This is a genomic window from Streptomyces sp. TRM68367 (assembly GCF_014495685.1).
GTDB lineage: Bacteria > Actinomycetota > Actinomycetes > Streptomycetales > Streptomycetaceae > Streptomyces.
Genome location: NZ_JACTVI010000018.1, coordinates 89,108 through 107,245, shown reverse-complemented (window position 1 = coordinate 107,245; position 18,138 = coordinate 89,108). Strand labels below are relative to the sequence as shown.

Here is an 18,138-nt window from a genome sequence, read left to right as displayed (position 1 = left end):
TCCCTGAACGCCTCCCTGACCCGCCTCCCTGGCCCTGACCTGCACAAATGATCGTTCAGGGAGTCAGGGAGGCACGCAGGTCAGACCCCCCGAACACCCCTCCACAACGCCCCCTCAAGGGATTTCTCTGCCTCCCTGGCCAACGTTCGGAAGGGATTCCGCATGTACCCCGACCACACCCACCACCCGCCCGTACAGCGGGCTGTGGAAGTCCACCAGCCCACCCCGCTCCCGCCCACCGCCACCGTCCCGGCGCCGGTCGTGCCGGTACAGCCGAACAGCGTTCCGGCGGTGGCGAGCATCGTCCTGCCCGACGGCCGCGTCGTCACCGGCTACGCCATCGAACCGGCCCGCCCGGAACCGGTCGCGACCAAACCGGCCGTGTCCCGCACGGCCGTGAACATCGCCGTCGGGGGCATCGGGTTCGGCGCGGTGTGCGGCGGGCTGTTCCTGCTGACCGCGTTCATCACTGCCCTGACCGCATTCATCACCCAACTCATCACACTGGCCGCCGTCTGCTTCGGCGGATTCCTCGCCGTCCAGATCTTCAAGCCCAACGACAGCAAGGGCGGCATCACGTTCCACATCCGCAAGGCCGTCTTCAAGCGCAACCACTTCAACGGCTGAGGGGAGACGCCTTGCGCTTCTACCTGACCACCCACAAACGCCACTGGGTTCGGCTGACCGACGTGCCGTTGTTCTTGAAGTCCGAGCACTTCGTCAGCGCGGCCAAGCTGAATGTGGCGCGCGGTCCGTACGCGGTGGACTCCGGCGGTTTCTCGGAGCTCCAGCGGCACGGCCGGTGGACGCGAACCCCACGCCAGTACGTGCAGGACCTGCGCCGCATCTGGGAATGCGTCGGCCCGTATGACTGGGCCGCCCCACAGGACTGGATGTGCGAAGACCTCATCATCCACGGCGGCACAGCAGGGCCGAACGTCTTTGTCGGCACTCATCTCAGCGTGCCGGAGCACATCCGCCGAACCGTCGCCAACTTCCTCGAACTGCGCTCCCTCGCCCCCGAGCTGCGCATAGCCCCTGTACTCCAGGGCCGGACGGTCGCGGACTACGAGTGGTGCGCGGAACTGTACGAGCGAGCCGGGGTCGACCTGACCCGCGAACCCACGGTCGGGCTCGGCTCGGTCTGCCGCTTGCAGTCCACCCGCGAGGGCGCGGCGATCGTGACCGCGATGGCCGCGCACGGGCTGAAGCTACACGGCTTCGGCTTCAAGACCCTCGGGCTGGAACGGGTCGGCCATCTGCTCGCATCGGCCGATTCCGCCGCATGGAGCTACCACGCACGGCGCAGGCCGCCGCTGCCCGGCCACGCGCACAAGAACTGCGCCAACTGCCTGCCCTACGCACTGCGCTGGCGCACCCGCGTCCTCAGCGCCCTGCCCACCTGGCAGCAACCCGCCCTCGACGCAGCCTGACGAGACAAGAGGACATCACCCCATGCTCCGACTGCGCCTCCAGCGCACCTCCTGGCCCCGGCCCGCCCTGGTCCTCACCGATACGCCTCGCCCCGACTGCCCGGACTGCGAGGGCATCGGAGGCTTCGAGTACGACTACGGCGACTACAACGGCGAGTACGCCGGTACCGAGTGGGACCCCTGTGCGTGCTGGAACGAGAACCGCCGCTGGCCCCTGCTGCCCCTGCCGCGACTGCCCCGCTGGCTGCGTCGGCGCAGCAGCGCGCGTGACCCGTGGAGCCCCGGCGGCTACAGCGACGAACCGCCCTTCTAGCTCGCCAAGGGCGGCCCCCTTCCGCCAAGAACGCGGGGCCGCCCTTGCTCGCCAGCATCCATCCAAGGAACTGGAGACATCCAGCATGACCCATGACCCCCGTTCCGCGCTGCTGCGCGCCGCACTGGACGCCGTCGAACGCGGCTGGCACGTCTTCCCACTCCGTCCCGGCACCAAGCGCCCCGCCCTGCACGGCGAGGCCGCCTGCCCCCGCACCGGCCCCTGCGTCGATGGACACCTGAAGTGGGAGCAGCGCGCCACCACCGACCCCGACCGCATCCGTGCGGCCTGGTCGAGGGCGCCGTTCAACATCGGCATCGCCACCGGCCCGTCCGAACTGCTCGTCGTCGACCTGGACGTGCCCAAGGACAAGAGCAGTTCGGACGCGCCTTGCGGCGCGACGACCTTCCAGGCGCTCTGCGAGCGCGCCGGCCACGCCATCCCCACCACCTACCGGACCCGGACCGCAAGCGGCGGGACGCACCTGTACTTCACCGCCCCCTCGGGGGTGCGGCTGACCAACACGGCAGGCACCATCGCCCCGTTGGTCGACACTCGTGCGTGGGGCGGCTACGTCGTCGGCGCGGGCAGCAGCACCCCCACCGGGCAGTACGAAGCTCTGTGCGCCCCGGTGGCCGCCTCTCTGCCGTCCTGGCTCCAAACCATCCTGAAACCCACCCCCAGGGCCCCTCAGGCCCCTTCAGTGGCCGTCGCGACGCAATCCCGCCGATATGCGGATGTAGCGCTCGACAACGAGACGGCGAACGTGGCTCGCGCTGTTGAGGGCGAGCGGGAAGCGAAGCTGTTCCGCGCGGCGCGCGCCCTGGGACGGTTCGTCGCGTGGGGCGACCTCCCCCGGCACGTGGTTGAGCAGGCTCTTCAGGAGGCAGGCGAGACGGCCGGACTCACCGCGTCCGAGTGCCGCTCCACCCTCCGCAGCGCCCTGACCTGGTCCATCACCCACAACCAGACCAGGGGGTACGCGGCATGAACCCCCGGACCCGCCCCCTCCTGAAGAGCCTCACTGGCACTCCGACCGGCGCGCGCGCCGCCCAACCGGCCGCAGCACAACGGGCCATGGGCGAGCCGAAAGGCGCCGCCCGTCAGGGCGTCCGATCTGTTCATCGTCCTGACCCGCACCAGCGCGACGGCCGCTACCCCGTGGCGTGGCTGCACATCAGCGCCCCACGCGGCGCCGTGCCCACGGCCACGTCGAAGTGCCAGTGCGGCCATGACCGCAGCGCCGTCGGCAAACGCCGCGTGCTCGCCCTGATCGCCGACCACGAAACCCACCGCGCAACCTGCCCGCTCCGGAGCTCCCAGGAAGGGAGGACCGCCGCATGACCGACCCCAACGTCACCGAGGAACTGCCGTCGCCGTCCAACCCCCTGGCCGTCGCCCGCCGCCTCCTGCCCGACTGGCACACCGAGGACGGGCGCCCGATCGTCCGGCGCTGGCGTGGCTCGTGGATGCGCTGGAACGGCACGTGCTGGCGCGAGATGGACGAAGCGCAGATGCGCGCCGCCATGTACAAACGGCTTGAGCACGCCACCTACGCCACCCCCGGCAAGGATGGACAACCGGAACTCCGGGACTGGGCCCCCACGAAACAGAAGATCGGCAACCTTCTCGACGCGTTGGGCGCCATCACCCTGCTGCCCACCGACACCGATGCTCCCGCCTGGATCGATGGTGGAGACGCGGCGGCCGGCGGGCCGATGGTGGCATGTGAGAACGGCCTGCTCAGGATCCGGGATCGCGCGCTGCTGCCGCACGGGCCCGGGTTCTTCAACCTGGTCTCCGTCCCCTTCGCCTACGACCCCGCCGCGAGGGCACCGACGTGGGAACGCTTCCTGGCGCAGATCTGGCCGAACGACCCCGACGCCATCGCCGCTCTTCAGGAGTGGTTCGGCTACGTCCTCTCCGGCCGCACCGACCAGCAGAAGATCCTGCTCATCGTCGGCCCGTCCCGCTCCGGCAAAGGCACCATCGCCCGCGTGCTCAAAGAGCTGGTCGGCAAGGAAAACCTCGCCGGACCCACCCTCGCCGGACTCGGCACGAACTTCGGGCTGTCCACGCTGATCGGCAAGCCGCTCGCGGTCATCTCCGATGCCCGGCTGTCCGGCAACGACAACAGCCAAGTCGTCGAACGCCTGCTCACGATCTCCGGCGAGGACACCATCGACATCGACCGCAAATACCGCGCGGTGTGGACCGGCAAGCTGCCCACCCGGCTGGTGATCCTGTCCAACGAGCTGCCGCACTTCGGCGACTCATCCGGCGTCATCGCCCGCCGCTTCGTGCTGCTCAACATGCGGGTGTCGTGGCTGGGCAAGGAAGACCCCACCCTCTTCGACCGGCTCACGTCGGAGATGCCCGGCATCCTCAACTGGGCACTAGAAGGGCTCGCACGTCTCCAGCGCACGGGCCGGATCACCGAACCGGCATCCAGCCGCGAGGCAGTCACCACAATGCAGGACACCGCCTCCCCCACGTCCGCGTTCATCCGGGAACGCTGCACCACCGGACCCACCTGCTCCGTGCCCGTGGACGCCCTGTGGACGGTCTGGCGGGAATGGGCCGAGGACAACGGCGTGCGCCCCGGCACCAAGCAGGTGTTCGGCCGCAACCTGCTCTCCGTGGTCCCCCAGCTCAGCCGCTCCCGACCCCGCGACGCATACGGCCGACAGGTGATCACCTACACCGGGATCACGCTGAACATGTCCGAACCACATTTGCCTGAGTCGCAACTCATCGCGTCTCAAGACACCTCTGAGAGCCGCTGAGTGCCGATGAGTCGCGACTCAACGGAATGTATTTGCAACTCTCCCCGCCCGCCCCGCCTTCGCTGAGGAGTGCCATGGCTCGCCCCAAGATGCTCAAGCTCCCCGAAGTCCTCGAAGAGATCGAGATGAGCCGCGCCGCCTTCTACCGCATGCGCGCCCGTGGCAAGGCACCCAAGCTCATCAAGCTCCCCAACGGTCACCTCCGCTGCCGCCGCACCGACCTCGACGCGTGGTGGTCGTCCATGGAAGACGCTGCCGCCTGACCGCCTCCCGCACACACGAGACACGAGGGGCCCGCTTCCGGCGGGCCCCTCTGGAGTTCATATGGCACTGACCTACGACGTTCGCCTCTACTCCATCGAGGTTCGCAAGGATCGCCCGAAGCCCTACCGCCTGCGCTGGCTGGTCGGGGAGCGCAAGCACTCCAAGAGCTACACACTCAAGGTCCAGGCCGAGGGGCGCCGCTCGGAACTCATGTCTGCCGTGCGACGCGGCGACCAGTTCGACGAGGAAACGGGCCTGCCCGTATCCGAGCTGCGCGCCAAGCAGGGCTCCATCACGTGGTACGAGCACAGCCGCGCGTACGTCGACCGCAAGTGGGTGCTGGCTCCGGCAAAGTCGCGGAAGAACTACGCCGATGCGCTGGCAACCATCACTCCCGCGCTCGTGAAGACCAAGACGGGGATGCCCGACACCGCGCTTATGCGACGGGCGCTGTACGGGTGGGCGTACAACCGGAACCGCTGGAACGAGACCCCGCCGGACGATGTGGCCCGCGCCCTCACCTGGATCTCCAAGCACTCCATGCCGGTCTCCGCGCTGGAGGATCCGGCGACCGTACGTCTGGCCCTGGACGCGCTATCCCTCCGGCTGGACAGCGACGTTCTCGGGCTCGCCGTGGAAGAGCAGTACTTCACCATGCCGGTCAACCCGATCACGGCCGTGAAGTGGACTGCCCCGAAGTCAGTGGAAGCGGTGGACCCCGAGAGCGTGGCCAACCCTCGCCAGGTCCGCGCGCTGCTGGCAGGGGTGCGTGAGCAGGGCCCGCGTGGGCGACACCTGGAAGCGTTCTTCGGGTGCCTGTACTACGCGGCCATGCGTCCAGCCGAGGCCGCCGGACTGCGCGTGAGCCAGTGCCACCTCCCGGAGACGGGGTGGGGGATGCTTACCCTGCGGCAAGGAGTTGTCCGGGCCGGACGGAGCTGGACCGACGACGGAACGGCGCATGAGACACGCCACCTCAAGGCCCGCGCCAAGAAGGACTCCCGTCCGGTGCCGATCCCGCCGCACTTCGTCCGTCTGCTGCGACAGCACATCGCCACCCACGGCACGGCACCCGATGGCCGGCTCTTCCGGACGAACCGTGATGGCCTGCTACAGGAGACCGGCTATGGGGAAGTATGGGCCAAGGCCCGGAAGGACGTACTGAGCGAGGCGGAAACGGCATCCTTGCTGGCCCGTCGCCCCTACGACCTCCGGCACGCCGGGGTGTCGTTCTGGCTCAGTTCCGGGGTGGATGCGATGGAGTGCGCCCGGCGTGCCGGCCACAGCATCGCGGTACTGCACAAGGTGTACGCCAAGGTCCTCGACCAGACGCGGGAACGGGCGAATAGCCGGATCGACGCAGCCCTACGGGAGTGGAACGAGCCGGAGTGATCATGATCACCCCCGGGGGACGCCTGGGGGACACGCACTGATCAACGGTGGGATACGGGCGGTACGAGGTGAGACACGCCCTCGCTCCGTCCACGACGAATCGAACAGGGAGGGTCAACGAAAAACCCCCTCTGAACAGGCGAAAAACCTGATCAGAAGGGGTCTTCCCCAAAGTGGCGGCGCCAGGATTCGAACCTGGGAAGGCTGAGCCGGCAGATTTACAGTCTGCTCCCTTTGGCCGCTCGGGCACACCGCCGGGGGTTGCTGCCCGTCGACCGCCTCTCGGCGGTGCTCCGTGGCAACGACGTAAACAATACCCGATACACGGGGGTGCTTCGCCACCCGATTGATCAGCGCCCGGGGGACCGGGGGTGGCTAGGCTTGTCCGGACGCGGCCCGGACCCACGGCGGTCCCATGGCCGCCCCCACGTACGCCGGTACGCACCGATACGCACCGATACGCACCCCGATACAAGGAGCCACAGGACATGGCCGACTCCAGTTTCGACATCGTCTCGAAGGTCGAGCGGCAGGAGGTCGACAACGCCCTCAACCAGGCCGCCAAGGAGATCTCGCAGCGCTACGACTTCAAGGGCGTGGGTGCCTCGATCTCGTGGTCCGGTGAGAAGGTCCTCATGGAGGCGAACTCCGAGGACCGGGTGAAGGCTGTCCTCGACGTCTTCCAGTCCAAGCTGATCAAGCGCGGCATCTCGCTGAAGGCTCTGGACGCGGGCGAGCCCCAGCTCTCCGGCAAGGAGTACAAGATCTTCGCATCGATCAAGGAGGGCATCTCCCAGGAGAACGCGAAGAAGGTGGCGAAGATCATTCGTGACGAGGGTCCGAAGGGCGTGAAGGCCCAGGTGCAGGGCGAAGAGCTGCGGGTCAGCTCCAAGAGCCGCGACGACCTGCAGGCCGTCATCGCCCTCCTCAAGGGCCAGGACTTCGACTTCGCGATGCAGTTCGTGAACTACCGGTAGCCGGTGCGGCGGGGTCAGGCCGGCCGGTGGGCCACGCCCCGCGCGCGTACGAGGAACGGTGAGCACCCGTCGGTGCCCACCCTTCTCGCCTGCTGGCCGCGGTCAGGGGCGCCCTCAGCGCGAGTTCGTGCTCAGCGCGATGTCGTGCTCAGCGCGATGTCGTGCTCAGCGTGAGTTGCCGAACAGCAGCCGGTAGGCGATCAGCAGGACGAGCGAGCCCCCGATCGCGGCGGCCCACGTGGCGCCGTCGTAGAAGTGCTTGGCGATCGGGTGGTCCAGCCAACGGGCCGATATCCAACCGCCGATGAACGCGCCCGCGACACCGATCACGGTCGTGCCGACGAAGCCGCCCGGGTCGCGGCCCGGCAGCAGGAACTTGGCGATGGCGCCGGCCAACAGGCCCAGGATGATCCAACTGATGATGCCCATGCGGTGAACCTGCCCTTTCACGCTGTGCCCGTGCTGTCCCGGCACTGTGATGTTGATCTCCGGGCAAGCCGTGCTCGCGGTTCGTACGTCGTTCTGGTCGCGCGCGAGTTCATGCCGTCTTGGTGGAGAGGACGTCCCGGGGGCATCCCCTGGTTGCACTGATCAGTAAGGTGCCGCCCATGACAGTTGCCGGTCCCGAACTGCGGCGCACCCTCGGCGTGGCCGACGCGGTCGTCATCGGCCTCGGCTCGATGGTGGGAGCCGGGATCTTCGCCGCGCTGGGGCCCGCGGCCCACGCGGCCGGGTCGGGGCTGCTGCTCGGGCTCGCGGTCGCCGCCGTGGTCGCCTACTGCAACGCCATGTCGTCGGCACGGCTGGCCGCACGGTATCCGGCCTCCGGCGGCACGTACGTGTACGGGCGCGAGCGGCTCGGGGAGTTCTGGGGTTATCTCGCGGGCTGGTCGTTCGTGGTCGGGAAGACTGCCTCCTGTGCGGCGATGGCACTCACCGTGGGTGCGTACGTCTGGCCGGGGCAGGCGCACGCCGTGGCGGTCGCGGCCGTGGTGGCGCTGACCGCGGTGAACTACGGCGGGGTCCAGAAGTCCGCGTGGCTGACGCGGGCGATCGTGGCGGCGGTCCTGGCTGTCCTCGCTTCCGTGGTCGTCGTGTGTCTGGGGTCCGGTGAGTCCGATGCCGGGCGGCTGGACATCGGGGCGTCGGACGGCGCGGTCGGGGTGCTTCAGGCGGCCGGCCTGCTGTTCTTCGCCTTCGCGGGGTATGCGCGGATCGCGACCCTCGGCGAGGAGGTGCGTGATCCGGCGCGCACGATTCCGCGGGCGATCCCACTGGCCCTGGGCATCGCGCTGGCGGTGTACGCGTGTGTGGCGATCGCCGTCCTTTCCGTGCTGGGTTCCGGTGGTCTCGGGGATGCGGCCGCGCCGCTGGCCGACGCGGTGCGGGCGGCCGGGGTGCCGGGGCTGGTGCCGGTCGTGCGGGTGGGCGCCGCCGTGGCCGCGCTGGGCTCGCTGCTGGCCCTGATCCTGGGCGTCTCGCGGACGACGCTGGCCATGGCCCGGGACGGGCATCTGCCCGGTGCACTGTCCGCCGTCCATCCGCGCTTCCAGGTGCCGCACCGGGCCGAGCTGGCCGTGGGTGCGGTGGTCGCGGTCCTGGCCGCCACGGTGGATGTGCGGGGCGCGATCGGCTTCTCCTCCTTCGGTGTCCTGGTGTACTACGCGGTGGCCAACGCGTCGGCCTGGACCCTGGACCCGTCCCCGATCAGGCGTGCGGTACCGGCCGTGGGCCTCGTCGGGTGCGTGCTCCTGGCGTTCTCCCTTCCGGGGGTGTCGGTGGCCGCGGGCGCGGGTGTGCTGGCGGTGGGCGTCGCGGCGTACGCGGTGCGGCGGAGGCTGCGGGCGCGGGTGGCGGGGCGGTAGGGCGGCCGGCTTCGCCAAGGCGGCTGCGCTGACTCCGCGCGGGTGGCTGCGCCTGTCGTGCGGCCGACGCGACAACTCACGTTCCCTTACGGCGGCAGCGAGCCCTGCGCCAACGCGTGGGCGGCCTCGTGTCTCAGGAAGCCCGCGCCTGCGTGGTGCGTATGCGGAAGTCGGTCCACGGGCGCATGCCCAGCTCCTCGTTCGTCTCTTCGTACCAGCCCGTGCCGTCGACCCAGGCGCGGAGCCAGTCCGTGAGGCTGGGGGCGTCGACGAACCAGGCGTGGTCGGCGCCGTCGGCGTTCGGCTCGAAGAGCAGGACGGTGGACTCGGGGGCGTGGCAGTCCACGCACGCGTACATGGCGCAGCCCCAGTGGGATATCGGCAGGACGCCCTCCGGCCAGGACCAGTCGGGGTCCTTGCGGGCGTCGGCGCGGTTGGCGAGGTACTGGACGACAGCGGCGGGCTCGCCGGCGGGCGGGCCGTCGAGCAGCGGCAACAGGCCGTACTCCGGGCCGAATCCGCCGTCTCCTATCCGCAGATAGAGCTCGGCGAGCAGCGGGGGCAGACGAAAGCCCAGCGCGGACTCGGCGCGGGCCAGGGTGTCCGCGTCGACGGGCTCGGGGAGTGAAGTCCAGCCCCACGGGCGGGTGTTGCGGGCCTTGGCCGCCACCCGTGCCAGCAACTGCTCGATCTCGGTCATGCGTTCATCATGCCGCCCGCCTCTGACAGCCGTGCGGGCCTGTGGACAACCCCCCGCCTGTGGAAAACGGGCGACTGAACGGGCGACCGGTCCGGCGTCACCAGCGGTCGGTGAACGGCCGGTCCGTGCGGACGATTTCGCGGCCCAGCGGCAGCAGCGAGACCGGGATCAGCTTGAAGTTGGCGATGCCGAGCGGGATGCCGATGATCGTGACGCACAGGGCGATGCCGGTGACGATGTGGCCGAGGGCCAGCCACCAGCCCGCGAGGACCAGCCACAGCACGTTGCCGATGCAGGACGGCGCGCCCGTGTCACGGCGCTCGACGGTCGTGTACCCGAAGGGCCACAGCGCGTAGACACCGATGCGGAAGGCCGCGACGCCGAACGGGATGCCGATGATCGTGATGCCCAGCAGCACGCCCGCGAGGAGGTAGCCGAGGAACAGCCAGAAACCGCTCAGAATGAGCCAGACGATGTTGAGGATTGTCTTCACTGGTGGGGACCTGCCATCTTTTCGAGCCGGGAGATGCGGTCGGCCATCGGCGGGTGCGTGGAGAACATCCGCGCAAGCCCCTGCCCCGGGCGGAACGGGTTCGCGATCATCATATGGCTGGCGGTCTCGATACGGGGCTCGGGTGGCAGCGGGAGCTGCTTGGTGCCCGTTTCGAGCTTGCGCAGGGCGCTGGCGAGGGCAAGCGGGTCGCCGGTCAGCTGGGAGCCGGAGGCATCGGCCTCGTACTCCCGGGAGCGGCTGATGGCCAGTTGGATGAGGGACGCGGCGAGCGGCCCCAGGATCATGATCAGCAGCATGCCGAGGAGGCCGGGGCCCTCGTCGTCGTCGGAGCGGCCGATGGGAATCAGCCAGGCGAAGTTCACCAGGAACATGATCACGGAGGCGAGGGCGCCGGCGACCGACGAGATCAGGATGTCGCGGTTGTAGACGTGGCTGAGCTCGTGGCCGATGACGCCGCGCAGCTCGCGCTCGTCCAACAGGCGCAGGATGCCGTCGGTGCAGCACACGGCGGCGTTGCGCGGATTGCGGCCGGTGGCGAAGGCGTTGGGCGCCTCCGTCGGGGAGATGTACAGGCGCGGCATGGGCTGGCGGGCCTGGGTGGAGAGCTCACGGACCATGCGGTACAGCCCCGGGGCCTCGAACTCGCTCACCGGGCGGGCACGCATCGCGCGTAGCGCCAGCTTGTCGCTGTTCCAGTACGCGTACGCGTTCGTGCCCAGGGCGACCAGGACGGCGACGACGAGCCCCATGCGGCCGAAGAAGCTGCCGATGAGGATGATGAGTGCGGACAGTCCCCCGAGGAGGACTGCGGTCCTGAGCCCGTTGTGCCGGCGGTGCACGGTACGCCCTCCAAGTGGTGCGGCAGGGGAACCCTTGCTGGGTGATCTGTGCTGCCACTGGTGCCGTGGTGTCACGTCCAGTGGACCCTCCCGTACTGGTCAACGCCAGGCGAGGGCCCCGGGTTCCCTCTTGCGTCCGGCGGCGTGCGTGGGCCGTCCGTGTGACGGTGGCCGCGTGCCGCACGCGTGCGCGGAGATCGGGTGCCCCACGCGCGCGTGGCCGAAGCGACCGGTGCTCAGAACAGCCCGGTGTCGGCGAAGCGCAGGACCAGCTGGGGCGCTCCGGACAGGGCGATGGCGAGGACCCCGGTGAGCGTGATCGCCGCCGTGAGCGGCGCGGGCAGGAGGTGCGTCTCGGGCTCGCCTTCGGGGGCGCGGAACAGCAGGGCCGTCCACTGGAGGTAGTAGAACAGCGCGATCACGACGTTGACGGCCATGACCACGGCCAGCCAGCCGAGGCCCGCGTCGACGGCCGCGGAGAAGACGGTGACCTTGGCGAAGAGGCCGATGATGCCCGGCGGCAGTCCGGCGAGGCAGAGCAGGAAGAAGGCCAGGAGCAGCGCGGTGAGGGGATTGGCGGCGTAAAGGCCGCGGTAGTCCGTGATGCGGTTGAGGGGCCTGGTACGGCCCACGACGGCGGCCACCGCGAAGGCGCCGAGGTTCACCGCGCCGTACATCAGCGCGTAGGCGACGGTGGAGCCGATCGACCGCTCGGCGTCGTCGGCGTACGCGGCGGCGGCGATCGGCACCAGGAGGTAGCCGGCCTGTCCGACGGACGACCAGGCCAGCAGGCGTACGGCGCTGTACGCGCGCGTGGCCTGCTGGCGCAGAGCGCCGACATTGCCGACGGTCATGGTGAGAGCGGCCAGCACCGCGAGCGCGGGGCCCCAGACGTCGCCGTACGAGGGGAGGGCGACGACCGTGACGAGGATCAGGCCGGAGAAGCCGACGGCCTTGCCGACGACCGACAGGTAGGCGGCGACCGGCAGGGGCGCTCCGACGTAGGTGTCGGGCACCCAGAAGTGGAAGGGGACGGCGGCCATCTTGAAGGCGAAGCCGATGAGGGTGAGGACGACGCCGGTCTGGGCGAGCGTGTCGAGCCGGCCGTCGACGTTCTGGATACGGTCGGCGACCTGGGTGAGGTAGAGGGTGCCGGTGGAGGCGTACACGAAGCTGATGCCGAGGAGGCTGACCGCGGTCGCGGTGACCGAGGACAGGAAGAACTTCAGGGCCGCTTCGGAGGACTTGCGGTCGCCGTGCCTGAGGCCCACGAGGGCGAAGGCCGGCAGGGAGGCGACCTCCAGGGCCACGATGAGGGTCGCGAGGTCGCGGGAGGCGGGCAGGAGGGCGGCGCCGGCCGCGGACGACAGCAGCAGGAACCAGAACTCCCCTTCGGGAAGTCCCTTGCGCGCGTCCTTGAGGGCGGTGACCGACAGCAGGGCGGTAAGGAGGGCGCCCGCGAGGACCAGGAACTGGATGACGAGGGTGAAGCGGTCGGCGGTGTAGCTGCACACCTCGGGTTCGCCGGTCAGGCAGAAGGTGCTGCGGTCGCCGTCCAGGAGGGGCAGCAGCATGACCGTCGCGGCGGCGAGTCCCGCGACGGAAGCCCAGCCGAGCAGCGCCTTCTTCGAGGAGCTCACGAACAGGTCGGCGACGAGGACGCCGAGTCCGACGACCGCGGCGATGGTGGGCGGCGCGATCGCGAGCCAGTCGACGGACTGGACGAGGGAGCTCATCGGGTGCCTCCTGCGAGGAGCTGCTGCACGGCCGGGTCGGTCAGCCCGAGCAGGGCCTTGGGCCACAGGCCCGCGACGACGGTGAGGGCGACCAGCGGGGTCCAGGCCGCGAACTCGTACCGCCGGACGTCGGCGAGCTCCGGGGCCTGCTGCGGTACGGCGCCCATGCAGACGCGGCGGACCACGACGAGCAGGTACGCGGCCGTGAGGAGCGTGCCGAACGCGGCGATCGCCATGAAGGTGAGGAAGGCGGGCCGGCTGAGGCCTGCGGCGGGGTCGAACGCGCCGAACAGCGCCAGCATCTCACCCCAGAATCCGGCCAGGCCCGGCAGGCCGAGCGAGGCGACGGCGGCGAAGGCGAGCAGGCCGCCGAGGCGCGGGGCCCTGCCGTACAGGGCCGCTCCGGTCTCCTCGGCAAGGGTGTCGAGGTCGGTGCTGCCGGTGCGGTCCTTCAGTGCGCCGACCAGGAAGAAGAGCAGGCCGGTGATGAGGCCGTGGGCGATGTTGGCGAACAGGGCGCCGTTCACGCCGGTCGGGGTCATGGTCGCGATGCCGAGGAGGACGAAGCCCATGTGGCCGACGGAGGAGTAGGCGATGAGCCGCTTGAGGTCGCCCTTCGCGCCCTGTTTGGCGAGGGCGAGGCAGGCGAGGGATCCGTAGATGATGCCGACGACGGCGAAGGCAGCGAGGTAGGGCGCGAAGATGCGGAAGCCGTCGGGGGCGATGGGGAGGAGGATCCGGACGAATCCGTACGTTCCCATCTTCAGCAGGACGCCGGCCAGCAGGACCGAGCCGACGGTCGGCGCAGCGGTGTGGGCGTCGGGCAGCCAGCTGTGCAGCGGCCACATCGGCGTCTTGACCGCGAGCCCGATCCCGATCGCCAAAACGGCGATGACCTGCACGGATGTGGTCAGCGACCGGCCGTTGTCAGTGGCGAGTGCCATCATGTCGAACGTGCCCGCCTTGATCCCGATCAGGAGCAGGCCGAGCAGCATGACCACGGAGCCGAGCAGGGTGAAGAGGATGAACTTCCACGCGGCCTGGCTCCGGCCCTCGCCGCCCCAGCGGGCGATGAGGAAGTACATCGGGATGAGGACCATCTCGAAGGCGAGGAAGAACAGCAGCAGGTCGAGGACGGCGAAGGTGGCGAGGGTGCCTGACTCCAGGACGAGCAGCAGCGAGACGAAGGCCTTCGGGGACGGACCTGCGGGCATCTTGAAGTAGGAGTACAGCGCGCTCAGGAAGGTGAGCAGCGCGCTCAGGACCAGAAGGGGGAGCGAGATGCCGTCGATGCCGAGGTGGATCCGTACGTCGAGTGCGGGGATCCAGCTGATGTCGGTGCTGGCCTGCATCTTCGACGGCTGGTCGTGGTCGAAGCCGAGCGCGAGGGCGATCGCGGCGATGAGGACGGCGCCGGTGACGGTCACGCCGTGCCGCAGCACGGCCTGCTCGGGCGACTTCCCCTTCAGCCCGGGCGGGGCGGGCAGGAGAGCGGCGGCGGCGCCGAGGAGCGGGCCGACGACGACGAATGCCAGAAGGAACTGCATCACGGACTCGTTGATATCGATCACGCCTGCTCACGCTCCCGTGGCGACGAGGACGGCGGCGACCACCAGGACGACGGTGCCGGCGAGCAGCGCGCTCACATAGGTCTGCACATTGCCGGTCTGGGCACGTCGGACGGCGGCGCCGAGCCACCGCGGCAGGGCGCCCGCGCCGCGTACGTAGGTGTCGACGACCTCGCGGTCGAGGAACCGGACGAGACTCGCGCCGGCCTGGACCGGGCGGACGAACAGGGCCGCGTACACGGCGTCGAGGTGGAAGCCGAGGGCCGCGTGCCGGTGCAGCGGGCCTAGCAGCAGCCGTGCGGGGTCGGCCGGGTCGGACGCGGCGGCCACGGTGCCGTACGCGGGTTTGTGGCTGGCGATGGCCTCGGCCTCGACCAGCGCGGCGTCACCTTCGGGGTGGGCCGCGACGGCGCCCAGCGGGACGCGGGCCGCGAGTGCGGTGGTGTGCCGCCAGGCGGCGTAGGTAACGATGCCGCCGGTCAGGGCCACACCCGTACCGAGGACGGAGGTGGTGAGCAGCGGGGTCAGGTCACGGCCGTCGAACCAGTCGGGCAGCAGGCCGTAGGCCAGACCGAAGGCGAGCGACGGCACCGCGAGCACCCACAGCACAGCGGTCATGACCAGGGGCTGCCGGCCGTGGTCGGGGGCCTCGGCGCCCCGGCCGCGGAAGGCCAGCAGCCACAGGCGCATCGCGTACGCCGCGGTGAGCAGGGCGGTGACCAGGCCGGCGAGGAGGACGATCCAGCCCGCGGCGCCGGGCGCGTGCCCGGTGTCGCCGGTGGCGACGTGCTCGGCGACGCCGAGCACCGCCTCCTTGGAGAAGAAGCCGCTGAACGGCGGGATCGCGGCGAGCGCGAGGAGCGCCACGGTCATCGTCCAGTAGGCGTCGGGGACGCGGGCGCGCAGGTTTCGCATGCGGGACATGGCGGCCAGCGAGTTGGTGCCGGCGGCGTGGATGATCACGCCCGCCGCGAGGAACAGCAGCGCCTTGAAGGCGCCGTGGGACAGGAGGTGGAAGACGGCGGCTCCGCGGTCGCCGACGGCGAGCGCTCCGGTCATGTAGCCGAGCTGGCCGATCGTCGAGTAGGCGAGGACGCGCTTGATGTCGTCCTGGGCAAGCGCCGCGAGCGCCGAACCGGCCATCGTGACGGCGGCCATGACGGCGAGGACGGTCATCGCGGCCCGCGAGGCCTCGAAGACGGGAAGGAGACGGGCGATGAAGTAGACACCGGCGGCGACCATCGTCGCGGCGTGGATCAGCGCGGAGACGGGAGTGGGGCCCGCCATGGCGTCGGGGAGCCAGCTGTGCAGCGGGAACTGCGCCGACTTGCCCGCCACACCGGCCAGGAGCAGCAGGGCGATCAGGGTCGGGTGGTCGAGTCCGCCGTGCGCGACGGCGCCGAGGACGCGGGTGATGCGGAAGGACCCGGCGTCGGTGGCCAGTGCGAACAGTCCGATCAGGAAGGGGACGTCGCCGAGCTTGGTGACCAGGAAGGCCTTGATGGAGGCGGCGCGGGCCTCCGGGGTCTCCCAGTAGTGGCCGACGAGGAAGTACGAGCAGATGCCCATGACTTCCCAGCCGACCAGCAGCACGATCAGGTCGCCGGAGTAGACGACCAGGAGCATCGCGGAGGTGAACAGGGAGATGAGGGCGGCGTAGGAGGGGTAGCGCGGGTCGTCGCGCAGATAGCCGGTCGAGTAGATCTGCACGGCGGAGGCGACGACGCCGACCAGGACGGCGGTGAGGGCGGCGAAGCCGTCGATGTGCAGGGCGAGTTCGACCGGGACCGAGCCGGTGGGTGTGAGTTCGGTGGCGGCGTCGACGGCGCGGTCGCCGCCCTGGCGCACGGCGACCAGGACCGCGAAAACGAGGGACGTGAGGGTCGGCAGGACGGCGAGCGGGCGGACGAACCCGGTTGCCGTGCGGCCCAGGAGGAGGCCGGCGGCCGCCGCGAGGAACGGAAGGAGGGGGACGAGGACGGCGAGGGTGATCGTGGTCACGCGGTGGCCTCAGCCTTCTCGGTCTCTTCGGCCGTGAGGGCGTCGCTGCCGGGGCCGTCGGGGCCGTTGCCCTCGGCGGTGTCGCGGAGTTTGTCGATGTCCGAGGTGCCGCGATTGCGGTGGACGGCCAGGACGATCGCCAGGCCGATGCCGATCTCGGCGGCGGCGATGGCGATGGTGAACAGGGTCAGGGCCTGTCCGGAGTGCAGGGTCTCCTCGGCGGCCTTGCTGAGCCAGACGTCGAAGGCGACCAGGTTCAGGTTGACGGCGTTGAGCATCAGCTCGACCGACATCAGGACCAGGATCGCGTTGCGGCGGGCGAGGACACCGTACAGACCGGTGCAGAACAGGAGGGCGGAGAGTACGGCGGGGTAGGCGAGATGCATCAGCGGGCCTCTTCCGTGTCGCGCCGGGTTGCCTGCGTGTCGGGCGCGCCTGGGGCGGTGGTCGCGGTGGTCGTGTCGGTCTTCGCCTTGCGGGACAGGACGATCGCGCCGACCAGGGCGGCGAGGAGGAGGACGGAGAGGGCCTCGAAGGGGAGGACCCAGTTCTGGAAGAGGCTCGCTCCGGTGGCCTTCGTGGAGCCGGCGGCGGGGCCGTCCAGGTCGATCCAGGTCGCGCGGAAGGCGTCGACGACGACCCAGATCAGGGTGGCCGCGGCGGCGACGGCCACGGTGAGGGCGGCCCAGCGGTTGCCGGAGTCGGCGTCCGGGGAGCGGCCGATGGGGGCTCTGGTGAGCATGAGACCGAACAGGAGGAGGACGACGACGGAACCGACGTAGATGAGGACCTGCACCCAGGCGATGAACTCGGCGGTGAGCAGGAGGTATTCGACGGCGAGGCCGCCGAGGGTCACCACCAGCCACAGGGCGGCGTGCACCAGCTGGCGGGTGGTGACGGTGACGATCGCGGCGCCGAAGGTGGCCAGGCCGACGAGGAGGAAGGCGATCTCGACGCCGGTCGGGGAGAGGAACCCGGGCGGGTCGGCGGCGGTGGTCGTGGCGGCGTGCGCTGCCGTGGTGGCGTGCGCGTGGGCCGTCGTGGCGGCTGCGGCGAGGGTCATGGCCGGCCCTCCTGCCCGTCCGGGGTGTCCCTCCGGGGCTGGTCGGTCTGCTGCTTGGACTCGCCCATCGGCCGGGTGGGCTGCTCGGCGGCGCGGGCCTGTTCGTCGGCGTGCGGCTCGGCGGGTGCCGGGGGCTGCTGCTGGGCGGCGAGTTTGTCGGCGGTCTTGCGGGCGGCGGCGAGTTCCTTGGGGTCCTCCGCGCCGGGGTCGAGGGCGGGCGGGGCCGGGACGGTCCACATCCACTCGCGGAGCTTGTCGCGCTCGTGGGTGAGGTCGCGGATGTCGGTCTCGGCGTACTCGAACTCCGGGGACCAGAACAGGGCGTCGAAAGGACAGACCTCGATGCAGATACCGCAGTACATGCACAGGGCGAAGTCGATGGCGAAGCGGTCGAGGACGTTGCGGCTGCGTTCGCGGCCGCCGGGGGCCGCCGCAGGGACCGTCTCCTTGTGGGAGTCGATGTAGATGCACCAGTCCGGGCACTCGCGGGCGCACAGCATGCAGACCGTGCAGTTCTCCTCGAACAGGCCGATCACGCCGCGGGTGCGGGGCGGGAGGTCGGGCTGGGCGTCCGGGTACTGGTCGGTGACGGACTTCTTCGTCATCGTGCGCAGGGTGACGGCCAAGCCTTTGGCCAGACCGCTGCCGGGGATGCGGGGCCGGGAGGGCGGGGACGACTCGGCCATG

General features: G+C 70.2%; 19 protein-coding genes and 1 tRNA gene. 9 read left to right on the top strand and 11 right to left on the bottom strand.

Annotated features, from left to right (window positions below; all coding sequences use genetic code 11):
- Nucleotides 1-162: 162 nt before the first annotated feature.
- The 7 genes from H8R17_RS15195 (at nt 163) to H8R17_RS15165 (ending at nt 6,188) form a co-directional block, all read left to right on the top strand.
- Complete coding sequence (locus H8R17_RS15195) at nt 163-627, top strand: hypothetical protein (protein ID WP_187823711.1); 465 nt, start codon at nt 163-165, stop codon at nt 625-627.
- A gap of 11 nt (nt 628-638) precedes the next feature.
- The gene (locus tag H8R17_RS15190) at nt 639-1,433 is read left to right on the top strand and encodes a hypothetical protein (protein ID WP_187823710.1); all 795 of its coding nucleotides are present in this window, start codon (nt 639-641) and stop codon (nt 1,431-1,433) included.
- A gap of 22 nt (nt 1,434-1,455) precedes the next feature.
- The gene (locus H8R17_RS15185) at nt 1,456-1,746 is read left to right on the top strand and encodes a hypothetical protein (protein ID WP_187823709.1); all 291 of its coding nucleotides are present in this window, start codon (nt 1,456-1,458) and stop codon (nt 1,744-1,746) included.
- Nucleotides 1,747-1,831: 85 nt separating this feature from the next.
- Nucleotides 1,832-2,737, top strand: coding sequence for a bifunctional DNA primase/polymerase (locus tag H8R17_RS15180; RefSeq protein ID WP_187823708.1), 906 nt, complete (start codon nt 1,832-1,834; stop codon nt 2,735-2,737).
- Between the two features lie 349 nt (nt 2,738-3,086).
- Complete coding sequence (locus H8R17_RS15175; RefSeq protein ID WP_262505260.1) at nt 3,087-4,532, top strand: phage/plasmid primase, P4 family; 1,446 nt, start codon at nt 3,087-3,089, stop codon at nt 4,530-4,532.
- Nucleotides 4,533-4,606: 74 nt separating this feature from the next.
- On the top strand, nt 4,607-4,795 hold the full coding sequence (locus tag H8R17_RS15170; protein ID WP_187823707.1) for an AlpA family transcriptional regulator: 189 nt from the start codon (nt 4,607-4,609) through the stop codon (nt 4,793-4,795).
- Between the two features lie 61 nt (nt 4,796-4,856).
- Entirely contained in the window at nt 4,857-6,188 is a 1,332-nt protein-coding gene (locus tag H8R17_RS15165; RefSeq protein WP_187823706.1) for a tyrosine-type recombinase/integrase, read from the top strand.
- Between the two features lie 174 nt (nt 6,189-6,362).
- On the opposite strand, the gene H8R17_RS15160 is transcribed toward H8R17_RS15165, so the two are convergent.
- Nucleotides 6,363-6,444 (bottom strand) — tRNA-Tyr (locus H8R17_RS15160).
- Between the two features lie 232 nt (nt 6,445-6,676).
- Here H8R17_RS15160 and H8R17_RS15155 point away from each other — a divergent pair.
- On the top strand, nt 6,677-7,165 hold the full coding sequence (locus H8R17_RS15155; protein ID WP_187823705.1) for a YajQ family cyclic di-GMP-binding protein: 489 nt from the start codon (nt 6,677-6,679) through the stop codon (nt 7,163-7,165).
- Nucleotides 7,166-7,330: 165 nt separating this feature from the next.
- Here H8R17_RS15155 and H8R17_RS15150 read toward each other — a convergent pair whose 3' ends face one another.
- A complete protein-coding gene (locus H8R17_RS15150) occupies nt 7,331-7,594 on the bottom strand; it encodes a GlsB/YeaQ/YmgE family stress response membrane protein (protein ID WP_187823704.1) in 264 nt (87 codons plus the stop codon).
- A gap of 179 nt (nt 7,595-7,773) precedes the next feature.
- On the opposite strand from H8R17_RS15150, the gene H8R17_RS15145 reads away from it, so the two are divergent.
- Entirely contained in the window at nt 7,774-9,030 is a 1,257-nt protein-coding gene (locus H8R17_RS15145; protein WP_187823703.1) for an APC family permease, read from the top strand.
- 133 nt (nt 9,031-9,163) lie between these two features.
- Here the strand turns inward: H8R17_RS15145 and H8R17_RS15140 are convergent, their stop codons facing one another.
- The 9 genes from H8R17_RS15140 to H8R17_RS15100 all read right to left on the bottom strand — a co-directional run bounded on the left by H8R17_RS15140 (nt 9,164) and on the right by H8R17_RS15100 (nt 18,137).
- Nucleotides 9,164-9,730, bottom strand: a complete 567-nt coding sequence (locus H8R17_RS15140) for an SMI1/KNR4 family protein (RefSeq protein ID WP_187823702.1) — start codon at nt 9,728-9,730, stop codon at nt 9,164-9,166.
- 97 nt (nt 9,731-9,827) lie between these two features.
- Nucleotides 9,828-10,223, bottom strand: coding sequence for a YccF domain-containing protein (locus H8R17_RS15135; RefSeq protein ID WP_187823701.1), 396 nt, complete (start codon nt 10,221-10,223; stop codon nt 9,828-9,830).
- On the bottom strand, nt 10,220-11,083 hold the full coding sequence (htpX, locus tag H8R17_RS15130) for a zinc metalloprotease HtpX (protein WP_187823700.1): 864 nt from the start codon (nt 11,081-11,083) through the stop codon (nt 10,220-10,222). Before htpX ends, H8R17_RS15135 begins: the two co-directional genes overlap by 4 nt.
- A 236-nt stretch (nt 11,084-11,319) precedes the next feature.
- On the bottom strand, nt 11,320-12,819 hold the full coding sequence (locus tag H8R17_RS15125; protein ID WP_187823699.1) for an NADH-quinone oxidoreductase subunit N: 1,500 nt from the start codon (nt 12,817-12,819) through the stop codon (nt 11,320-11,322).
- A complete protein-coding gene (locus H8R17_RS15120; RefSeq protein WP_187823698.1) occupies nt 12,816-14,390 on the bottom strand; it encodes an NADH-quinone oxidoreductase subunit M in 1,575 nt (524 codons plus the stop codon). The genes H8R17_RS15125 and H8R17_RS15120 overlap by 4 nt, the downstream gene beginning before the upstream one ends.
- A 6-nt stretch (nt 14,391-14,396) precedes the next feature.
- Nucleotides 14,397-16,388, bottom strand: coding sequence for an NADH-quinone oxidoreductase subunit L (locus H8R17_RS15115; RefSeq protein ID WP_187823697.1), 1,992 nt, complete (start codon nt 16,386-16,388; stop codon nt 14,397-14,399).
- Complete coding sequence (nuoK, locus tag H8R17_RS15110) at nt 16,385-16,774, bottom strand: NADH-quinone oxidoreductase subunit NuoK (protein WP_187823696.1); 390 nt, start codon at nt 16,772-16,774, stop codon at nt 16,385-16,387. The genes H8R17_RS15115 and nuoK overlap by 4 nt, the downstream gene beginning before the upstream one ends.
- On the bottom strand, nt 16,774-17,451 hold the full coding sequence (locus tag H8R17_RS15105) for an NADH-quinone oxidoreductase subunit J (protein ID WP_187823695.1): 678 nt from the start codon (nt 17,449-17,451) through the stop codon (nt 16,774-16,776). The genes nuoK and H8R17_RS15105 overlap by 1 nt, the downstream gene beginning before the upstream one ends.
- The gene (locus tag H8R17_RS15100) at nt 17,448-18,137 is read right to left on the bottom strand and encodes an NADH-quinone oxidoreductase subunit I (RefSeq protein WP_187823694.1); all 690 of its coding nucleotides are present in this window, start codon (nt 18,135-18,137) and stop codon (nt 17,448-17,450) included. The genes H8R17_RS15105 and H8R17_RS15100 overlap by 4 nt, the downstream gene beginning before the upstream one ends.
- Between the last annotated feature and the right edge of the window lies 1 nt (nt 18,138).